Raw genomic sequence first — 17,774 nt, forward strand, 5'->3', positions numbered from 1 at the left:
CGGGGGTGGTTTGGTTTTTCGTAGGAGCGAGCTTGCTCGCGAACCCGGTTTCCCGGTGGCTTCGGTGCCTGGCCTGAAGAGCGCCCTCTCCCTAACCCTCTCCCTGAAGGGAGAGGGGACCGTTCGGTGTGCTCGGGTATTTCGGCGTTAGCCGGCTACTCCGCGCCATCAGGATGAAACCACACCGCCTCTCGGCACGAACTAGCCCCCTCTCCCTTCAGGGAGAGGGCTGGGGAGAGGGAGCAGAGTCAAACCAAAACACCGAGGCCGCCTGGAAACGCCGTTCGCAAGCAAGCTCGCTCCTACACAAAAGCCCAACCCCCTCCCTATCAAAATCGTCATCCCCACCTCAGCATCCTGTTACCGACGACAGGTTCCAATAACCCCGTCAGCCCCACTCGTGTGAACTGACGGCCGTCCCGGCAGCGAAAGCTCCTTTGGTAAGGGATGGCCCCTGAGGCGCCCCCCGCGGGCGCCTTTTTTACGTCCCTGCTCAGCCCACCTCATCGCGCCTGTGTGCCCAGCGATACAGCGCCGGCAACACCAGCAGCGTGAGCGCAGTGCTGGAGAGAATGCCCCCGATCACCACCGTAGCCAGCGGCCGTTGCACCTCGGCGCCGGTACCTGTGGCCAGCGCCATGGGCACGAAGCCCAGCGAAGCCACCAGCGCCGTCATCAGCACCGGGCGCAGGCGCGTCAGGGCGCCCTCGTGGATGGCCGCATCCAGCCCGCGGCCCGCCTCGCGCAGGTTGCGGATGAAGGCGAGCATCACCAGGCCGTTGAGCACCGCCACCCCGGACAGGGCGATGAAGCCCACGCCGGCGGAGATCGACAGCGGGATGTCGCGCAGCCACAGCGCCGCCACCCCGCCGGTGAGGGCGAAGGGGATGCCGGTGAACACCAGCAGGCCGTCGCGGACGTTGCCGAACATCATGAACAGCAGCACGAAGACCAGCAGCAGCGCCACCGGCACCACCACCTGCAGGCGCTTGGCCGCCGATTGCAGCTGCTCGAACTGGCCGCCCCAGGCGGTCCAGTAGCCGGCCGGCACCTGCACCTCATTGGCCAGGCGCTGTTCGGCCTCGGCGACGAAGGAACCGATGTCGCGGCCGCGCACGTTGGCGCTGACCACTACCAGGCGCTTGCCGTTCTCCCGGCTGACCTGGTTCGGCCCCTGCAGCAATTGCAGTTGCGCCACCTGGCCGAGCGGGATGAAGGCGATGCGCCCGTCGGGGCCGGCCGGCAACGGCAGCAGCAGGCGCGACAGGCCGTCGATGTCGCTGCGCTGCGCCTCGGGCAGGCGCACCAGCAGGTCGAAGCGGCGGTCGCCCTCGAACAGCGTGCCGGCCTGGCGCCCGCCCACCGCGATGGCGACGAAGTCCTGCACGTCGCCCACGGCCAGGCCGAAGCGCGCCGCCCGGTCGCGGTCGATGTCGACGGTCAGCACCGGCAGGCCGCCAGTCTGTTCCACCTTCACCTCGGAGGCGCCGGGCACCTGGCGCAGGGCCTCGGCGATCTTCCCGGCGGTCTGTTCCAGCACCGCCATGTCGTCGCCGAAGACCTTCACCGCCACGTCGCTGCGCACCCCGGAGATCAGCTCGTTGAAGCGCAGCTGGATCGGCTGCGACAGCTCGTAGTTGCTCCCCGGCACCTCGGCGGCGGCGCGCTGGATTTCCTCCACCAGCTGCGCGCGCGGCTTGCGCGGGTCCGGCCAGTCCTGCTGCGGGCGCAACATCAGGTAGCTGTCGGAGATGTTCGGCGGCATGGGGTCGGAGGCGATCTCGGCGGTGCCGGTGCGGGCGAACACCCGCTGCACCTCCGGCACCCTGGCGAGGATGTGCCGCTCCAGGCGTTCCTGCAGCTCCACCGACTGCGTCAGGCTGGTGCCCGGCACGCGCAGCGCCTGCAGGGCGAAGTCGCCCTCGCTGAGGCTGGGCACGAACTCGCTGCCCATGCGCGTGGCCAGCAGGCCCGCGCCCAGCACCAGCAGCGCGGCGCCGGCGAACACCCGCGCGCGGTGGCCCATCACCCAGCCCAGCACCGGCTCATAGCCGCGCCGCGCGCCGCGCATCAGCCAGTTCTCCTCCTCGCGCACGCGGCCGCTGACGAACAGGGCGATGGCCGCCGGCACGAAGGTCACCGACAGCAGCATGGCGCCGAACAGCGCGATGACCACGGTGAAGGCCATAGGGTGGAACATTTTCCCTTCCACGCCGGTGAGGGCGAAGATCGGCAGGTACACCACCATGATGATCAGTTGGCCGAAGATCAGCGCGCGGCGCGCCTCCTTCGACGCGGCGAACACCTCGTGCAGGCGCTCGCTGCGCGTCAGCAGGCGGCCGTGGTGCTGCTGGGCGTGGGCCAGGCGGCGGATGGCGTTCTCGACGATGACCACCGCGCCGTCGACGATGATGCCGAAGTCCACCGCGCCCAGGCTCATCAGGTTGGCGCTGACGCGGTTGGCGAACATGCCGCTGAAGGTGAACAGCATCGCCAGCGGGATGACCATGGCGGTGATCAGCGCCGCGCGCAGGTTGCCGAGGAACAGGAAGAGCACGGCGATGACCAGCACCGCGCCCTCCACCAGGTTCTTCTTCACCGTGGCGATGGCCTTGTCCACCAGCTGCGTGCGGTCGTACACCGGCACCGCGCGCACGCCCGCCGGCAGGCTGCGGTTGACCTGCTCCAGGCGCTCGGCCACGGCGGCGGCGACGCTGCGGCTGTTCTCGCCGATCAGCATGAACACCGTGCCCAGCACCACCTCGCGGCCGTTCTCGGTGGCCGCGCCGCTGCGCAGTTCGCGGCCGATCTGCACCTGCGCCACGTCGCGCACGCGGATCGGCGTGCCTTCCAGGTTGGCCACCAGCACGTTGCCGATGTCCTCCAGGCCGGACAGCTGCCCCGGCGCGCGCACCAGCAGCTGCTCGCCGTTGCGCTCGATGTAGCCGGCGCCGACGTTGCCGTTGTTGCGCTCCAGCGCCGCCAGCAGGTCGGCCAGGGTCAGGCGGTGCGCGGCCAGGCGCTGCAGGTCGGGCGCCACCTGGTACTGCCGGGCCTGGCCGCCGATGGTGTTGATCTCGGCCACCCCGGGCACGTTGCGCAGCTGCGGCTTGACGATCCAGTCCTGGATCACCCGCAGGTCGGTGGGCGTGTAGGGCGTGCCGTCCTCCTTGCGCGCGTCCTCGGCGGCCTCGATGGTCCACAGGAAGATCTCGCCCAGGCCGGTGGAGATCGGCCCCAGCGCAGCCTCGGCGCCCTCGGGCAGCTGCTCGCGGGCCTGCTGCAGGCGCTCGTTGACCAGTTGCCGGGCGAAGTAGATGTCGGTGCCGTCGGCGAAGATCGCCGTCACCTGCGACAGCCCCGAGCGCGAGATCGAACGCGTCTGCTGCAGGCCCGGCAGGCCGGCCATGGCGGTCTCGATGGGGTAGGTGATGCGCTGTTCGGTCTCCAGCGGCGAGTAGCCGGGGGCGGCGGTGTTGATCTGCACCTGGACGTTGGTGATGTCGGGCACCGCGTCGATCGGCAGCTTCTGGTAGCTGGCCACGCCGAGGGCGGCCATGCCCAGCACGGCGAGCAGCACCAGGTAGCGCTGCTCGATGGCGAAACGGATGATGCGTTCGAACATGGGGGGCTCTCGCGGTCAGTGGGCGTGCTCGGCGCTGGCCTTGCCCAGCTCCGACTTGAGGACGAAGCTGCCGGCGGCGGCGACCTGCTCGCCGGCGGCCAGGCCCTGCAGCACCTCCACCCGGCCCTGGCCGCGCGCGCCCAGGCGCACCGGCTGGGCGACGAAGACGCCGTCGCGGCGGACGAACACCACGTCCTGCTCCTCCAGCCGCTGGATGGCCGCCTCCTCCACGCTGACCGCCGCCGCGCGCGGCGCGCCGGCCAGCGTCACCTGCACCGGCAGGCCCGGTCGCCAGGCGCCGCCGGGGTTCTCCACCACCACCCGGGCGCTGGCCATGCGCGACTGTTCGCCCAGCAGGTTGCCGACCTGGGCGACGCGGCCCTCGGCGCTCATGCCCAGGTCCACGGCCTCGACCTGCGCCGCCTTGCCCAGCTGCACCCAGGCCAGGTCGCGCGGCGCCACGGCGAAGGTGGCCCAGACCCGCGACAGGTCGGAAAGGGTGAAGGCGGCGGTGTTCTCGTCCACCACCTCGCCGCGCACCAGGTGCTTCTCCACCACCACGCCGTCGAAGGGCGCGCGCAGCTCGTAGCGGTCGCCGCCGCCGGCGCCCAGGGCGCCGAGCTTCTGCCGGGCGTTGGCCAGGGCGATCTCGGCTTCCTGCCGGGCCTGGCGCGCCTGCAGGTAGTCCTGCTCGGCGGAAACCTTTTCCTGCCACAGCTGGCGCTCGCGCTCGTAGGTCACCCGCGCCAGTTCGAGGCGCCGCTGCGCCGCCGCCAGTTCGCTGCGCAGGTCCGACAGCTGCGGGCTGGCGATCACCGCCAGCAGCTCGCCGCGCTTCACCGCCTGGCCCAGTTCGGCCGCCACCTGCTGCACCACCCCGGCCACGCGCGGCACCAGGTGCGCGGTGCGGTCGGCGTCGAAGGCGATCTCGCCGGGCAGGCTCAGGCGCGCGGACAGCTCGGCCGGCGCGGCGCGCTCCAGCTCCACGCCGGCGACGCGCAACTGCTCGTCGCTCAGGCGCAGGCCGGCGTCTTCCTCGCCATGCTCGTCGGTCTCGGCGTGGTACTCGTCGTCGCCATGGCCAGCGGCCTCGCCATGGGCCTTGGCGGCGCTTTCGCCGTGGTGTTCGCCATCCTGGTGCGCGGCCGCCTCGCCATGCCCTTCCGGCGCCTGCGCGGCCCCGCCCGGCAACAGCGTGGCGGCGCCGCCCAGCGCCAGCAGGAACAGCACGGCGGCGGCGATCTTCATTTCTCTCGACTTCATGGACTCTCCCGGATGGCCCCGCGCCTCAGGCGCCGATCAGGCTCGACAGCGCGCCCAGGGCGCGGAACAGGTCATGGATGCACCAGTGCCCGGCGGCGGAGCCGTAGGCCTGGTAGGGAAGGTGGCCGCTGGTGGCCAGCGACGCCGCCAGCAGCAGGGCCGACGACAGCCGGGCGCGCAGGGAGCGCCCGGCCATCAGCGCAGCGCCAGGTCGCCGAAGATGCGCTCGGTGCGAGCGCGCGCCTCGGCGAGGCGGGCCAGCGCCTGCAGGTACCGGTCGCGCGCGGCGAGCAGGGTGCGCTGGGCGTCGAGCACTTCGAGGAAGCCGAACTTGCCCATCTCGAAACCGCGGGTGGCGGCGTCCAGGGCCTGGCGCGCGGCCGGCAGCAGGCTGTCGCGCAGGGTTTGCGCCTCGTGCTGCGCGGTGCTCCACAGGTCCAGCGCCTGCTGCGTCTCGCGGCGCAGGCGCAGCTCGGTGGCGTTGCGCAGGTCGCGGGCCTGGTCCGCCCTGCGCGCCTCGGCCAGCAGGCGGCCCTGGTTGCGGTCGAACAGCGGCAGCGGCATGGACAGCCCGACCAGGTTCACCCGCTCGCGGGCCTCGTGGTCGTACTGGCTGCCCAGGGTGACGTCGAGGTTGGGCACGCGCTCGGCCCGCGCCAGCTGTATGGCGGCCTCGCGCTGGTCGACCTGGAGCAGCGCCAGGCGCAGCTCGGCGGTCTGCTCCAGGCGCCGCAGCAACTGCGCGGCCTGGGGCGGCGCCGGCAGCTCGGCGTTGCCGGCCACCTCGGCGAAGCCCGGCTCGGCCTCGCCCATGAGCCCGGCCAGGGCGCGGTAAGCCTGGTCACGGTCGATGCGCGCGCGCTGCAGTTCCAGCTCCACCTCGGTCAGCTGCACCTGTGCCCGCGTCGCCTCCAGCGGCGCCGACTTGCCGGCGCGCACCCGTGCCTCGGCGGCGCGCAGGGCCCGCCGGGCCAGGGTTGCCGACTCCTCGCCCAGGCGCAGGCGTTCCTGGGCCTGCAAGGCAGCCTGGAAGGCCTCCAGCACCTCGGCGCGCAGCGTGTTGCGGCGCACTTCCAGCTCCATTTCGGCGATCGCCTCGCCGCGTTCGGCCACGGCCACCCGCGCACCGCGCTTGCCGCCCAGCTCCAGGGGCTGGGTCAGGGCGAGGGTGGTGGTGGAACGGTCGCGGCGGGTGTCCTCGGTCTCCCAGGACAGGCTCGGGTTCGGCAGCAGCGCCGCCTGGCGCCGCTCGCCGGCGGCGATGCCCCGGCCGCGGGCGACGGCGGCCAGCTCGGGGTTGGCCGCCAGCGCGGTGCGCAGGGCCTCGTCGAAGCCCAGGGCGCGGGCCTCGGCCGGCACGCCCGGCAGGCCGAGCAGAAGCAGGAACAGCGACAACGATGCCGGCCACGGACACAGGCCCGCAGCCGGCCAGCGGAACAGGCCACGAAAGTAGGACACGGCACACCTCAGGAAACGGCCCGGGACGGCGTTTCCGCCCCATGGACAGGCGGCAACTTCCAGGGAAGTTCCACCCACTGCCGCAACGTTAATTTCCTGCTTTTATCGGCAAGGTGACCCGTCAATTACAAATATGTCATTCAACCGAAGTTCATATTTTCCTGCGTTAGCATCGGCTTTATCCGGCTATCCAGGGCGCTCCGAACCAGGCCCTGAAAACCACCGATAAAGCCGCCTTATCAAGGATTTGGAACAACTAATGCGCCGCAATGGCAATATCCGGAAACATCCTTTGGGAGCCAGCGGCATTGACCCTGAAGCGGCTACAGCCCTTAGCCTCGCCGGCCAGTTAAATATCGGAAAGTTCCCTGCTTACATAGCCGGAATTCGCACGTTCGATAAGTACAGAATTTTCAGACTTCATAAGTAAGGTCATTCCCCATATGCGAATCCTAGTTGTAGAGGACGAAGCCAAGACCGCCGACTACCTGCACCAGGGCCTGAGCGAAAGCGGCTTCGTGGTGGACCGCGCCGACAACGGCGTGGACGGCCTGCACCTGGCCCGCCAGGGCACCTACGACCTGGTCATCCTCGACGTGAACATGCCGCAGATGGATGGCTGGGAAGTGCTGCAGCAACTGCGCCGCGAGAGCGACACGCGGGTCATGCTGCTCACCGCCCGCGGCCGCCTGGCCGAGCGCGTGCGCGGCCTGGAGCTGGGCGCCGACGACTACCTGGTGAAGCCCTTCGAGTTCCCCGAGTTGCTCGCCCGGGTGCGCACCCTGCTGCGCCGCAGCGAGCGGGTGAGCGCGCCGCCGGTGCTGCGCATCGCCGGCCTGGAGCTGGACCCGGCGCGCCACCGCGCCTACCGCGACGGCCGGCGCATCGACCTGACCACCAAGGAATTCGCCCTGCTGCACCTGCTGATGAGCCGCAGCGGCGAGGTGCTGACGCGCACCCAGATCATCTCCCTGGTGTGGGACATGAACTTCGACTGCGACACCAACGTGGTGGAAGTCACCATCCGCCGCCTGCGGCTGAAGGTCGACGACCCCTTCGACAGCAAGCTGATCCACACCCTGCGCGGCGTCGGCTACGTGCTGGAGGCGCGCGAATGAAGCCGGCCAGCCTGTCCACCCGCCTGGCCCTGGGCATCGGCCTGCTCTGCGCCGGCCTGGTGGTGGTGTTCGCCCTGCTCGCCTACACGGCCCTCGACCACGAGTTGCAGAGCCGCGCGCGCAACGAGCTGGCCGACAAGCTCGGCCAGGTCCGCCACGCCCTGGATGCCGGCCTGGACGACCGCGCCCTGGCGCGCGGGCCGCACGAACTGCTGGACGTGGTGGCCGGCCACGACAACCTGGAGCTGACACTGCTGGCCCCGGACCAGGGCCAGGCACCGCTGCTCGACACCGGCAAGCCGCAGCGGCTGGCCACCCTGGACAGCCTGCGACTGGGCAGCCAACCGCAGTACCACGCCTGGACCGACGACGCCGGCCGGCGCCTGCTCAGCATCGGCAGCCGGGTGCCGATGGCCAACGGCGCCAGCGTGCGCGCCCTGCTGACCCTCGAACGCGGCAACGACGATGCGCTGCTCGGCGCCTTCCGCCAGTCGGTGCTGGCCGGCGTGCCCTTCCTTCTATTGCTGGTGGGCCTGGGCGCCTGGTACGCGGTGCACCGCGGGCTGTCGCCGCTGCAGCGCTTCCGCAAGGTGGCCGCGCGCATTTCCACCGAGGACCTCAGCCACCGCATCCCGGTGGAGAAGCTGCCGCTGGAACTGGGCGAGGCGGCCCAGGCGCTGAACGTCATGCTGCATCGCCTGGACCAGGGCGTGCAGCAGCTGACGCAGTTCTCAGGCGACCTCGCCCACGAGCTGCGCTCGCCCATCGGCAACCTGCTGGGCAAGGCGCAGGTCACCCTGTCCCGCGAGCGGCCGCTGGAGGAATACCAGGCAGTGCTGGCCTCGGGCGTCGAGGAGCTGGAGCGGCTGTCGCGCATCGTCAGCGACATGCTGTTCCTGGCCCAGGTCAATCAGGCGCAGGTGCCTTTCGAGCGCCTCTCGCTGGGAGCCGAGGCCTGCCGCGTGGCGGAGCTGTTCCTGTATGCCGCCGAGGAGAAGGGGGTGGACATCGAGCTGTCCGGCGATGCCTGGGTCCACGGCAACCGCCTGATGGTGCAGCGGGCGATCTCCAACCTGCTGTCCAACGCCATCCGCCACGCGCCGGCCGGCAGCCAGGTCGACATCGACATCAAGGGCGGCGCGGAGGGCGTAGCGCTCTGCGTCAGCAACCCCGGGCCCGGCATCGAGCCGCAGCACCTGCCGCACCTGTTCGAGCGCTTCTACCGCGCCGATGGCGGCCGCTCGCGCCAGGAGGGCGGCACCGGCCTGGGCCTGGCCATCGTCCGCTCGATCATGAGCCTGCACAACGGCAGCGTCGCGGTGGACAGCGCGGCGGAAGGCCCGACGCGCTTCCACCTGCGCTTTCCCGACGTGGCCGCCTGATCACTTGCCGCGGTTGCAGCTGACGCGCTCGGCGCGGTATTCCAGGCGCTGCTCGGCGCCGTCGGAGTCCAGGTAGCGCATGCGCACCGGCACCACGCCGCAGCCCCGGGCCGGCGTCACCTCCAGCACCTGGGCGATGTCCAGGCGCATGCCGTATTCGTAGCGGCGGAAATCGTCGGCCTGCGCCGTCGGGTTCGCGGCGGCCATGGCCGCCAGGCGGTTCTGCTCCATGCGCGCGAAGGTACGGTCGCCCCCGCTCTCGGCCAGGGCCAGGGACGAAACGCCGAGCAGGCCGGCGAGCAGGAGAGGGCGGAACAGGTTCATGGCAGTCACCTCGTCGGTGGTGGTGGAAACTGCCTTCACCTTAAGCAGCGGGGCCTAACGGGAGCCTGAGGCGTGCATGACGATTCGGTTATCCGTGGGGGGTGACCCGGCCCGAAGGGAAATGACCCAGCTGCCTAGGCTGAGGTGTTCCTGCGTAGGATGGGTTGAGCTTGCGATACCCATGCGGTTGCGCTGATGGGTATCGCTTCGCTCAACACCATCCTACGAAAAGCCATGCTCGCTCATGCGGTAGGAGCGGACTTTGTCCGCGATTGGATTCACCGGGCGCGCGGCTTATTCCACCGTAACCGACTTGGCCAGGTTGCGCGGCTGGTCGACGTCGGTGCCCTTGAGCACGGCCACGTGGTAGGACAGCAGTTGCAGCGGCACGGTGTAGAGGATCGGCGCCAGGCAGTCGTGGATCGGCGGCATGCTCACCACGTGGGTGCCCGGGCCGTTGCCCAGGCCGCTGTTGGCCTCGGCGAAGACGATCAGCTCGCCGCCGCGGGCGCGGACTTCCTGCAGGTTGGACTTGAGCTTCTCCAGCAGCTCGTTGTTCGGCGCCACCGTGACCACCGGCATGTCGGCGTCCACCAGGGCCAGCGGGCCGTGCTTGAGCTCGCCGGCCGGGTAGGCTTCGGCATGGATGTAGGAGATTTCCTTGAGCTTCAGCGCGCCCTCCATGGCCACCGGGTACTGGGCGCCGCGGCCGAGGAACAGGGTGTGGTGCTTCTCGGCGAACAGCTCGCCGACCTTCTCCACCACCTTGTCCATCGCCAGGGCTTCTTCCAGGCGCGTCGGCAGGCGGCGCAGGGCTTCCACCAGTTCGGCCTCGACGCCCTCGCCCAGGCGGTTCTGCACCCGGCCGATGGCCAGGGTCAGCAGCAGCAGGGCCACCAGCTGGGTGGTGAAGGCCTTGGTCGAGGCCACGCCGATCTCCGGGCCGGCCAGGGTCAGCAGGGTCATGTCCGACTCGCGCACCAGCGAGCTGGTGGCGACGTTGCAGATCGCCAGGCTGGAGAGGAAGCCCAGTTGCTTGGCGTTGCGCAGCGCGGCCAGGGTGTCGGCGGTCTCGCCGGACTGCGAGATGGTGACGAACAGGGCGTCGGGCTGCACCGCCACCTTGCGGTAGCGGAACTCGCTGGCCACCTCGACCTGGCAGGGGATGCCGGTCAGCTCTTCCAGCCAGTAACGCGCCACCAGGCCGGCGTGGTAGCTGGTGCCGCAGGCGACGATCTGCACGTTGCGCACCTTGGCGAACAGCTCGGCGGCGTTGGGCCCGAAGCTCTCCACCAGCACCTGGCCGGAGCCCAGGCGGCCTTCCAGGGTGCGCTGCACCACCTTGGGCTGCTCGTGGATTTCCTTGAGCATGAAGTGGCGGTACTCGCCCTTGTCGGCGGCCTCGGCGCCCTCGTGGTACTGCACCGCCTCGCGCTTCACCGGGCGGCCTTCGGCGTCCCACAGCTGCACGCTGTCGCGGCGCAGCTCGACGATGTCGCCTTCTTCCAGGTAGATGAAGCGGTCGGTGACCTGGCGCAGGGCCAGCTGGTCGGAGGCGAGGAAGTTCTCGCCCAGGCCCAGGCCGACCACCAGCGGGCTGCCGCTGCGGGCGGCGACGATGCGGTCCGGCTGGTCCAGGCTGATCGCCGCCAGGCCGTAGGCGCCGTGCAGTTCCCGGACCGTGGCCTTGAGCGCGGTGCTCAGGTCGCCCAGCTCGCGCAGGCGCAGGTGCAGCAGGTGGACGATGACCTCGGTGTCGGTCTGCGAGGTGAACACGTAGCCCTCGCTCTTGAGGTATTCGCGCAGCTCCTCGTGGTTCTCGATGATGCCGTTGTGCACCACCGCCAGGCGGTCGTGGGAGAAGTGCGGGTGGGCGTTGGCCTCGCTGGGCGCGCCGTGGGTGGCCCAGCGGGTGTGGGCGATGCCCAGGTGGCCGGCCAGCGGCTGTTCGGCCAGGGCCTGCTCCAGGCTCGCCACCTTGCCGACGCGGCGGCGGCGCTGCAGTTCGCCGGCGGCGTCCACCAGGGCCAGGCCGGCGCTGTCGTAGCCGCGGTATTCGAGGCGCTTGAGGCCCTCGATCAGGATCGGGGTGACGTTACGTTCGGCAATGGCGCCAACGATTCCACACATGGGGCGTTCTCCTTAGTTCGTGCAGCGCGCGCGTATGACTTTCACGCCGCGCGCCTCGATCTGGGCACAGGCCTCGTCGCTGAGGCGCTCGTCGGTGATCAGGGTCTGGATGCTGCTCCACGGCAGTTCCAGGTTGGGCATGCGCCGCCCGAGCTTGTCGGCCTCGGCCATGACGATCACCTCGCGGGCGACCTCGGCCATCACCCGGCTCAGCCCGAGCAGTTCGTTGAAGGTGGTGGTGCCGCGCGCGGGGTCGAGGCCGGCGGCGCCGATGAACAGCTGGTCGAAATCGTAGGAGCGCAGCACCTGCTCGGCCACCTGGCCCTGGAACGACTCCGAGTGCGGGTCCCAGGTGCCGCCGGTCATCAGCAGCACCGGCTCGCGCTCCAGCTCGCGCAGGGCGTTGGCGACGTTCAGCGAGTTGGTCATCACCACCAGGCCGGGCTTGTGCCCGAGCTCCGGGATCAGCGCGGCGGTGGTGCTGCCGCTGTCGATGATGATCCGCGCGTGCTCGCGGATGCAGGCCGCCGCGGCGCGGGCGATGGCCTGCTTGTAGGGCGACAGCGGCGGGCTCGGCTCGGCCAGCAGTTCCTGCGGCATGGGCACCGCGCCGCCGTAGCGGCGCAGCAGCAGGCCGTTGCTCTCCAGGGCGGCCAGGTCTTTGCGGATGGTCACCTCGGAAGTGGCGAAACGCCGGGCGAGGTCGTCGACGCTGACCTCGCCCTGCTGGTTGAGCAGGGCGAGGATCTCGTGGCGGCGCTGGGGCGTGTTGCGTTTCGACATGAAGGCTTATGTTTCGATTCGAAAGTTACAGGTGCGAATCAAAACCCAAGAGCTTTCATTCGTCAAGTTCGGGTGATGGGAGGTTGGGGCGACGCAGGAGCGACTGCCCACCGCACCGGGGCGCTTTTCGTAGGATGGGTTGAGCCTGCGAAACCCATGCTGCCGTGGCGATGGGTATCGCTTCGCTCAACGCCATCCTACGGGGGTTGTGTTTGCCGGCGGGTGCAGGAGCGCCCACGGGCAGCGCCTCAGCCCATCTCCAGGCGGTTGCGGCCGCCGCGCTTGGCGCGGTACAGGGCCTGGTCGGCGCGTTCGAAGGCCGCTTCGTTGCGTTCGCCGGCGCGGAACTGGGTGAGGCCCGCGGAGCAGGTGATGACCAGCGGTTCGCCCTTGAAGTGGAAGGGGATGCGTTCCACCGACGTGCGCAGGGCTTCCAGCAGTTGCTGCCCGCCGTCCAGGGGCGTGGAGGGCAGCAGCACGACGAATTCCTCGCCGCCGAAGCGGGCGATGAAGTCGGTCTTGCGCAGGCGCTTGGCCAGCTCGCCGGCGATGATCTTCAGCACCTTGTCGCCGGCCAGGTGGCCGTAGTCGTCGTTGATGCGCTTGAAGTGGTCGACGTCCAGCACCGCCAGCAGCAGTTCGCCGCCGAAGCGCTGCACCCGCGCCACTTCCAGTTCCAGGCGCTCGCTCAGGGCGGCGCGGTTGGGCAGGCCGGTGAGGGGGTCGGTCAGGGCCTTCTGCCGCTGGTCCTCGATGCTGGCCTGGAAGCTGCGCGCCTCTTCCTCCATCGAGGAAACCCGCGCCACCAGCGCCTGCAGGCGCTCCCCGGCCTCGCGCTCGCGGGCCTCGCGTTCCTGGCGGTGCCGCTCGATGCTGCCGAGCAGGCCTTCCAGGCGCTCATCCACCGAGCGCCGGAGGCTGTCCAGGTCGGTGGCCTGCTGCACGCTGTTCTGCAGGCCGCTGACCTGGTCACGCAGTTCATCGTCCAGGCGCCGCGCGCTGTCGGACACGGCGTCCTGGCCCTGCTGCACGGCGCCGAGGCTGTCGAGGAAGGTGCTCAGGCGGTCGTTGAGCTGGTGCAGGTAGCCTTCGAAGGCCGCCTGGCCGCTGTCGTTGAGGGCCAGCACCAGCACCGCCAGGTCGTCCAGCACCGGCACCAGTTCGTACCAGTTCAGGCTGCCGTTGATGCGCTCGCGCAGGGCCTGGGCCTGTGGGCGGTAGGTGGCCGGCAGCTGCAGCTGGTCGAGCAGGTTCAGCAGGCTGGCCTCGATGTGCGGCGCCACCGCGCTGTAGCCGGGCTCGGGCATCGGCGGCAGGGCGTAGTGCTGCTCGCCCTCGCCATCCAGCAGCACCGGGCGCGGCGCGCTGGGGATGAGGTCGGCGGGCAGCGGCAGGCTGTCCAGCAGGGCGGCGGACGGCGCGGGTGACGGCAGCGGTTCGGGATCGGCTTGCACCGCCACGGCGGCGGCCTGCTGCGGGATGGCCGGGGGTTCTTCGTCCACGACGGCCACGCCAGCCTCGGCGAGCACGGCGGCCTCGGCCCTGGCCGGCGCCGCCGGCGCCTCGCTGGCCGGCGCGCCGTTGCTGGCGGGCGCGGGCTGGGCGGGGCCGTCCTCGCCGTCTTCGCGACCGCCGAACAGGCGCTGCAGCAGGCCGGGGCGCGGCGCCTCGGCGTCGGAAAGCTGTTCCAGCACGCGCCGCTGCAGGTTGCCCAGCTCGCCGAGCAGCACCGGCAGCTCGCGGGACTGGCTGGCGCGCGCCTCCAGGTCGCGGGCGAACAGTTTCAGCGGCAGGCGCACGTCCCGCGGCAGGTCGAGGTTCAGCAGCTGCTGGGCGATCTGCTGCAGCGCCGTGACGTTCTGGCGGATACGCTGCTGGCGGCGCTGTTCGGAATCCAGCACGGTCTTTTCCAGGCGCGGGATCAGCCGCGCCAGGCCCGCGTCAATATCGTTGCGGCGCAGCAGTTCGCGCAGTTCCTGCATGCACTGGTCGACCGCCTTGTCGCTGCCCTCGGCAGCCAGGCTGCTGCGCACCAGGCCGCGGCGCAGCAGGTCGACGCGCACCTCCCAGCGGCGCTCCAGGCGCTCCTGCTGGTCGATGTTGGCGAGGTACTTTTCCTTCCAGCGCTGGTTGTCGTCGCGGCTCATCGAGCGTCCTTGAGAGAAAGCGCGGAGTCTTGCCGGCAGCCGTCGGGCAGGCGGATCTCCACGGACACCGGCAGGTGGTCGGAGATCGGCTCCGGCAGCACGCTGACCCGCTCCAGGGTCAGCCCGGGGCTGAGCAGGATGTGGTCCAGGCAGCGCTGCGGGCGCCAGCTGGGAAAGGTCGCCTGGACCTGCGGGGCGATCAGCCCGAGATCGCGCAGCGGCGAAGTCTCCAGCAGGTCGCTGGCGTGGGTGTTCATGTCGCCCATCAGCACCTGGTGGCGGTAGTTCTGCAGCAGCTCGCGGATGTAGGCGAGCTGGCGGGTGCGGGTGCGCGGGCCCAGGGCCAGGTGCATCATCACCACGGCCAGGGCGTTGTCGCCCTCGCCGAAGCGCATGAGGATCGCCCCGCGGCCGGGCGGGCCGGGGAGCGGGTGGTCTTCCAGCAGGGTCGGGCGCAGGCGGCTGAGCAGGCCGTTGCTGTGCTGGGCGATGCGCCCGAGGTTGCGGTTGAGCTGCTGGTACCAGTAGGGGAAGGCGCCGAGCTGGGCCAGGTGCTCGACCTGGTTGACGTAGCCGGAGCGCAGGCTGCCGCCGTCGGCCTCCTGCAGGGCCACCAGGTCGTAACCAGACAGCAGGTCGCCGATGCGCTGCAGGTTGCCGGCGCGCCCGGCGGCGGGCAGCAGATGCTGCCAGCCGCGGGTCAGGTAGTGGCGGTAGCGTTCGGTGCTGATGCCCACCTGGATGTTGAAGCTGAGCAGGCGCAGGCGGCCATCGGCGGGATAGCCGGATTCCGCGGCCTGCGGGTTGACCTGCGCGGGGCGGGATGCGACCACCCGCTGCTGGCGGAGCCTGCTCAGCATGGCGGGTTACCTCACTGGGCGGCCTTGGCGGCGTCGCGTTCCTTGGCGATCAGGAAGTCGGCCAGTTCCAGGGCCTTCTCCGGGCCACCGGCCGAGCCGATGTCGAAGCGGTACTTGCCGTTGACCACCATGGTCGGTACGCCGCTGATCTGGTAGGCCATGGCCAGTTTCTTGTCCTTCTCGATCTGGCCCTTGATGGCGAACGAGTCGAAGGTGCTGAGGAACTTGTCCTTGTCCACGCCCAGCGGGGCGAGGAAGTCGGCCATCTCTTCCGGGGTGGCCAGTTTCTTGCCTTCCTTGTGGATGGCCTCGAACACGGCGGTGTGCACCTTGTGCTCCACGCCCATGGCTTCCAGGGTCAGGAACAGCTGGCCGTGGACGTTCCAGATGCCGCCGAACATGGCCGGGATGCGGACGAAATGCACGTCGGCCGGCAATTTCCCGATCCACGGGTTGATGGTCGGTTCGAAGGCGTAGCAATGCGGGCAGCCGTACCAGAACAGCTCCACCACCTCGATCTTGCCGGGCTGGGACACCGGAACAGGGGTGCTCAGCTCGGTGTACTGCTTGCCGGATTCGAACTCGGCGGCTTGCGCGCTGAGACCGAACAGGCCGGCGAAGGCCAGTACGGCGGTGAAAATCAGGTTACGCATGGTTCACTCCTTGGCTGGATCGGGGGCGCCGCGGCGCGGCCGTGATTGGACTGGGGAGGCCGGCGGCGGTTCCAGGCATTGTAGTGGCGGCGGATACGAAAAAGGGTGGCCGAAGCCACCCTTTTTTTTCAAGCCGTGCCGCGGGGCGAAGGCCTCAGTGCAGGCCTTCGATGTAGCTGGAGACGGCGGCGATGTCCTTGTTGGACAGCTTGGCGGCGATGCTGCGCATGATCATGCTGTCGCCGTCGTTGGTGCGCTCGCCTTCGCGGAAGGCGGTCAGCTGCTTGGCCACGTAGGCCGCGTGCTGGCCACCCAGGTGCGGGAAGGCGGCCGGCTCGTTGCCCACGCCATCGGGCGAGTGGCAGCCGGTGCAGGCGGGCATGCCCTCGGCGAGCTTGCCGCCGCGGTACAGGGCCTCGCCGGCGGAGACCAGCTTGGGATCGGCGGCGCCGACGCTCATCTTCTGGCTGGAGAAGTAGGCGGCGATGTCGGCCAGGTCCTGGTCGCTGAGGTTGGTCAGCAGGCCGGTCATTTCCAGAACGGTGCGCTTGCCGTCCTTGATGTCATGCATCTGCTTGAGCAGGTATTTGTCGCCCTGGCCCGCCAGTTTCGGGAAGTTCGGCGCCATACTGTTGCCATCGGCACCATGGCAGGCGCCGCACACGGCGGCTTTCGCCTGGCCGGCCTTGGCATCGCCGACTTCGGCGTGGGCCATGGCGGTCAGTCCCAGGGTCAAGAGCAGACTCACGATTATTTTGTTCATCAGCTAATCCATTACGGCTAATAGGTGAAAGAGAAAAGCCCGGGTTACTTGGACATCCACTGGATGATTGCCTTGTAGTCCTCGGTGTTGCAGTCGGTGCACAGGCCACGCGGGGGCATGGCGTTGAAACCGTTGGTGACGTGCTGCACCAGCGTATCCATGCCTTTGTCCAGGCGCGGTTTCCAGGCTGCGGCGTCGCCCTTCTTCGGGGCCATCGGCAACTGGCCAGCATGACAGGCGCCACATGCCCGGTTGAATACCGCTTCCGGGTCCTGGGCGGCCTGCACGCTGGTAGCCATCGCGGCGGCTACGGCTGCGAACAGCAGTTTCTTCATGATCGTCCTCATCGGGAGGGAACGTCCGCGTTCTATTGCGCGGCCGGTTGATTATCGCGTTCCCGTGGCGCCCGACCCTGGGGGATAAAGCGCACACAAAATCCGCGGCATTATATACTTCGCCTGCCTGTTCGAAAACGAGACCGGCCCCCGCGACACCGAGTCGCACCCCGCCGCGGAAGCCCCCATGCCCCCCAAGAGCCCTGCCAAGAACCCCATCCTCAGCCTTTGCCAGCAGGCAACCTTCCTGATCAGCGCGGCCAAGGTCGAGCAGTGCCCGGAAGACAGCGGCCGCGAAGTCGCCTTCGCCGGCCGTTCCAACGCTGGTAAGTCTAGCGCGCTAAATGCACTCACCCATGCCAATCTGGCGCGCACCTCGAAAACCCCCGGGCGCACCCAGTTGCTGAACTTCTTCCGCCTGGACGACGAGCGCCGCCTGGTCGACCTGCCCGGCTACGGCTACGCCAAGGTGCCGATCCCGCTGAAGCTGCACTGGCAGCAGCACCTGGAAGCCTACCTGAGCAGCCGCGAGTCGCTGGCCGGGGTGGTGCTGATGATGGACATCCGCCACCCGCTGACCGAATTCGACCGCCTGATGCTCGACTGGGCCCAGGCCAGCCGGCTGCCGATCCACGTGCTGCTGACCAAGGCCGACAAGCTGGCCTTCGGCGCGGCGAAGAACGCGCTGCTCAAGGTGCGCCGCGAAATCCAGCAGGGTTGGGGCGACGTCGCCAGCGTGCAGCTGTTCTCGGCGCCCAAGCGCGAGGGAGTGGAGGAGGCGCAACAGGTCCTGGCGGCCTGGCTGGGCCTGCTGGAAGAGGACGGAGAGGAGGCCGAACAGGCCTGAAGGCCTGGCGCAGAGGGTGCCGGCTGGCCGCCGGCACTTTTTCGCGGGCAAAAAAAACCCCGAGCTTCGTATGGGGAGGGGGAAGT

15 protein-coding genes are annotated in these 17,774 nt (G+C 69.7%); 3 read left to right on the forward strand and 12 right to left on the reverse strand.

Annotation, left to right across the window (positions count from 1 at the left end; genetic code table 11):
* Window positions 1-493: 493 nt before the first annotated feature.
* The 4 genes from IG194_RS12905 to IG194_RS12920 are packed head-to-tail and all read right to left on the reverse strand — an operon-like array spanning window position 494 to window position 6,346.
* Entirely contained in the window at window positions 494-3,625 is a 3,132-nt protein-coding gene (locus tag IG194_RS12905) for a CusA/CzcA family heavy metal efflux RND transporter (RefSeq protein WP_058487896.1), read from the reverse strand.
* Window positions 3,626-3,640: 15 nt separating this feature from the next.
* The gene (locus tag IG194_RS12910; RefSeq protein ID WP_058487897.1) at window positions 3,641-4,888 is read right to left on the reverse strand and encodes an efflux RND transporter periplasmic adaptor subunit; all 1,248 of its coding nucleotides are present in this window, start codon (window positions 4,886-4,888) and stop codon (window positions 3,641-3,643) included.
* Between the two features lie 25 nt (window positions 4,889-4,913).
* Window positions 4,914-5,084, reverse strand: coding sequence for a hypothetical protein (locus IG194_RS12915; RefSeq protein ID WP_160326834.1), 171 nt, complete (start codon window positions 5,082-5,084; stop codon window positions 4,914-4,916).
* Window positions 5,084-6,346 carry a TolC family protein gene (locus IG194_RS12920; RefSeq protein WP_082996368.1) on the reverse strand — a complete coding sequence of 421 codons (1,263 nt, stop codon included), beginning with the start codon at window positions 6,344-6,346 and terminating at the stop codon, window positions 5,084-5,086. The genes IG194_RS12915 and IG194_RS12920 overlap by 1 nt, the downstream gene beginning before the upstream one ends.
* A 443-nt stretch (window positions 6,347-6,789) precedes the next feature.
* Here IG194_RS12920 and IG194_RS12925 point away from each other — a divergent pair, with 443 nt between their 5' ends.
* Window positions 6,790-7,464, forward strand: coding sequence for a heavy metal response regulator transcription factor (locus IG194_RS12925; protein ID WP_043270052.1), 675 nt, complete (start codon window positions 6,790-6,792; stop codon window positions 7,462-7,464).
* Window positions 7,461-8,846: a heavy metal sensor histidine kinase gene (locus IG194_RS12930; RefSeq protein ID WP_192353649.1), complete on the forward strand. Its 1,386-nt coding sequence runs from the start codon at window positions 7,461-7,463 to the stop codon at window positions 8,844-8,846. Before IG194_RS12925 ends, IG194_RS12930 begins: the two co-directional genes overlap by 4 nt.
* On the opposite strand, the gene IG194_RS12935 is transcribed toward IG194_RS12930, so the two are convergent.
* The 8 genes from IG194_RS12935 to IG194_RS12970 form a co-directional block, all read right to left on the reverse strand.
* Entirely contained in the window at window positions 8,847-9,170 is a 324-nt protein-coding gene (locus tag IG194_RS12935; RefSeq protein WP_058487900.1) for a co-regulatory protein PtrA N-terminal domain-containing protein, read from the reverse strand.
* Window positions 9,171-9,464: 294 nt separating this feature from the next.
* Complete coding sequence (glmS, locus tag IG194_RS12940; RefSeq protein WP_058487901.1) at window positions 9,465-11,300, reverse strand: glutamine--fructose-6-phosphate transaminase (isomerizing); 1,836 nt, start codon at window positions 11,298-11,300, stop codon at window positions 9,465-9,467.
* A gap of 12 nt (window positions 11,301-11,312) precedes the next feature.
* Window positions 11,313-12,083: a DeoR/GlpR family DNA-binding transcription regulator gene (locus IG194_RS12945; RefSeq protein ID WP_009614568.1), complete on the reverse strand. Its 771-nt coding sequence runs from the start codon at window positions 12,081-12,083 to the stop codon at window positions 11,313-11,315.
* Window positions 12,084-12,331: 248 nt separating this feature from the next.
* Window positions 12,332-14,230: a GGDEF domain-containing protein gene (locus tag IG194_RS12950; RefSeq protein ID WP_064987651.1), complete on the reverse strand. Its 1,899-nt coding sequence runs from the start codon at window positions 14,228-14,230 to the stop codon at window positions 12,332-12,334.
* Window positions 14,227-15,090: an endonuclease/exonuclease/phosphatase family protein gene (locus IG194_RS12955; protein ID WP_009614566.1), complete on the reverse strand. Its 864-nt coding sequence runs from the start codon at window positions 15,088-15,090 to the stop codon at window positions 14,227-14,229. The genes IG194_RS12950 and IG194_RS12955 overlap by 4 nt, the downstream gene beginning before the upstream one ends.
* Before the next feature lie 11 nt (window positions 15,091-15,101).
* Complete coding sequence (dsbA, locus tag IG194_RS12960) at window positions 15,102-15,743, reverse strand: thiol:disulfide interchange protein DsbA (protein WP_009614565.1); 642 nt, start codon at window positions 15,741-15,743, stop codon at window positions 15,102-15,104.
* Window positions 15,744-15,897: 154 nt separating this feature from the next.
* A complete protein-coding gene (locus tag IG194_RS12965; RefSeq protein WP_009614564.1) occupies window positions 15,898-16,506 on the reverse strand; it encodes a c-type cytochrome in 609 nt (202 codons plus the stop codon).
* Between the two features lie 44 nt (window positions 16,507-16,550).
* On the reverse strand, window positions 16,551-16,841 hold the full coding sequence (locus IG194_RS12970) for a c-type cytochrome (protein WP_009614563.1): 291 nt from the start codon (window positions 16,839-16,841) through the stop codon (window positions 16,551-16,553).
* Window positions 16,842-17,028: 187 nt separating this feature from the next.
* On the opposite strand from IG194_RS12970, the gene yihA reads away from it, so the two are divergent.
* Complete coding sequence (gene yihA, locus IG194_RS12975) at window positions 17,029-17,688, forward strand: ribosome biogenesis GTP-binding protein YihA/YsxC (protein WP_043270061.1); 660 nt, start codon at window positions 17,029-17,031, stop codon at window positions 17,686-17,688.
* The last annotated feature ends 86 nt before the right edge of the window (window positions 17,689-17,774 follow it).

Origin of the sequence: Pseudomonas sp. ADPe (assembly GCF_014843515.1) — a bacterium.
GTDB lineage: Bacteria > Pseudomonadota > Gammaproteobacteria > Pseudomonadales > Pseudomonadaceae > Pseudomonas > Pseudomonas citronellolis.

What these genes read in the sequence shown, in the direction of transcription:
- yihA (WP_043270061.1), top strand. Translation starts at nt 17,029, where the DNA reads ATGCCCCCCAAGAGCCCTGCCAAGAACCCCATCCTCAGCCTTTGCCAG.
- IG194_RS12970 (WP_009614563.1), bottom strand. Translation starts at nt 16,841, where the DNA reads ATGAAGAAACTGCTGTTCGCAGCCGTAGCCGCCGCGATGGCTACCAGC.
- IG194_RS12950 (WP_064987651.1), bottom strand. Translation starts at nt 14,230, where the DNA reads ATGAGCCGCGACGACAACCAGCGCTGGAAGGAAAAGTACCTCGCCAAC.
- IG194_RS12915 (WP_160326834.1), bottom strand. Translation starts at nt 5,084, where the DNA reads ATGGCCGGGCGCTCCCTGCGCGCCCGGCTGTCGTCGGCCCTGCTGCTG.
- IG194_RS12930 (WP_192353649.1), top strand. Translation starts at nt 7,461, where the DNA reads ATGAAGCCGGCCAGCCTGTCCACCCGCCTGGCCCTGGGCATCGGCCTG.
- IG194_RS12910 (WP_058487897.1), bottom strand. Translation starts at nt 4,888, where the DNA reads ATGAAGTCGAGAGAAATGAAGATCGCCGCCGCCGTGCTGTTCCTGCTG.
- IG194_RS12945 (WP_009614568.1), bottom strand. Translation starts at nt 12,083, where the DNA reads ATGTCGAAACGCAACACGCCCCAGCGCCGCCACGAGATCCTCGCCCTG.
- IG194_RS12925 (WP_043270052.1), top strand. Translation starts at nt 6,790, where the DNA reads ATGCGAATCCTAGTTGTAGAGGACGAAGCCAAGACCGCCGACTACCTG.
- IG194_RS12965 (WP_009614564.1), bottom strand. Translation starts at nt 16,506, where the DNA reads ATGAACAAAATAATCGTGAGTCTGCTCTTGACCCTGGGACTGACCGCC.
- IG194_RS12955 (WP_009614566.1), bottom strand. Translation starts at nt 15,090, where the DNA reads ATGCTGAGCAGGCTCCGCCAGCAGCGGGTGGTCGCATCCCGCCCCGCG.
- glmS (WP_058487901.1), bottom strand. Translation starts at nt 11,300, where the DNA reads ATGTGTGGAATCGTTGGCGCCATTGCCGAACGTAACGTCACCCCGATC.
- IG194_RS12935 (WP_058487900.1), bottom strand. Translation starts at nt 9,170, where the DNA reads ATGAACCTGTTCCGCCCTCTCCTGCTCGCCGGCCTGCTCGGCGTTTCG.
- IG194_RS12905 (WP_058487896.1), bottom strand. Translation starts at nt 3,625, where the DNA reads ATGTTCGAACGCATCATCCGTTTCGCCATCGAGCAGCGCTACCTGGTG.
- dsbA (WP_009614565.1), bottom strand. Translation starts at nt 15,743, where the DNA reads ATGCGTAACCTGATTTTCACCGCCGTACTGGCCTTCGCCGGCCTGTTC.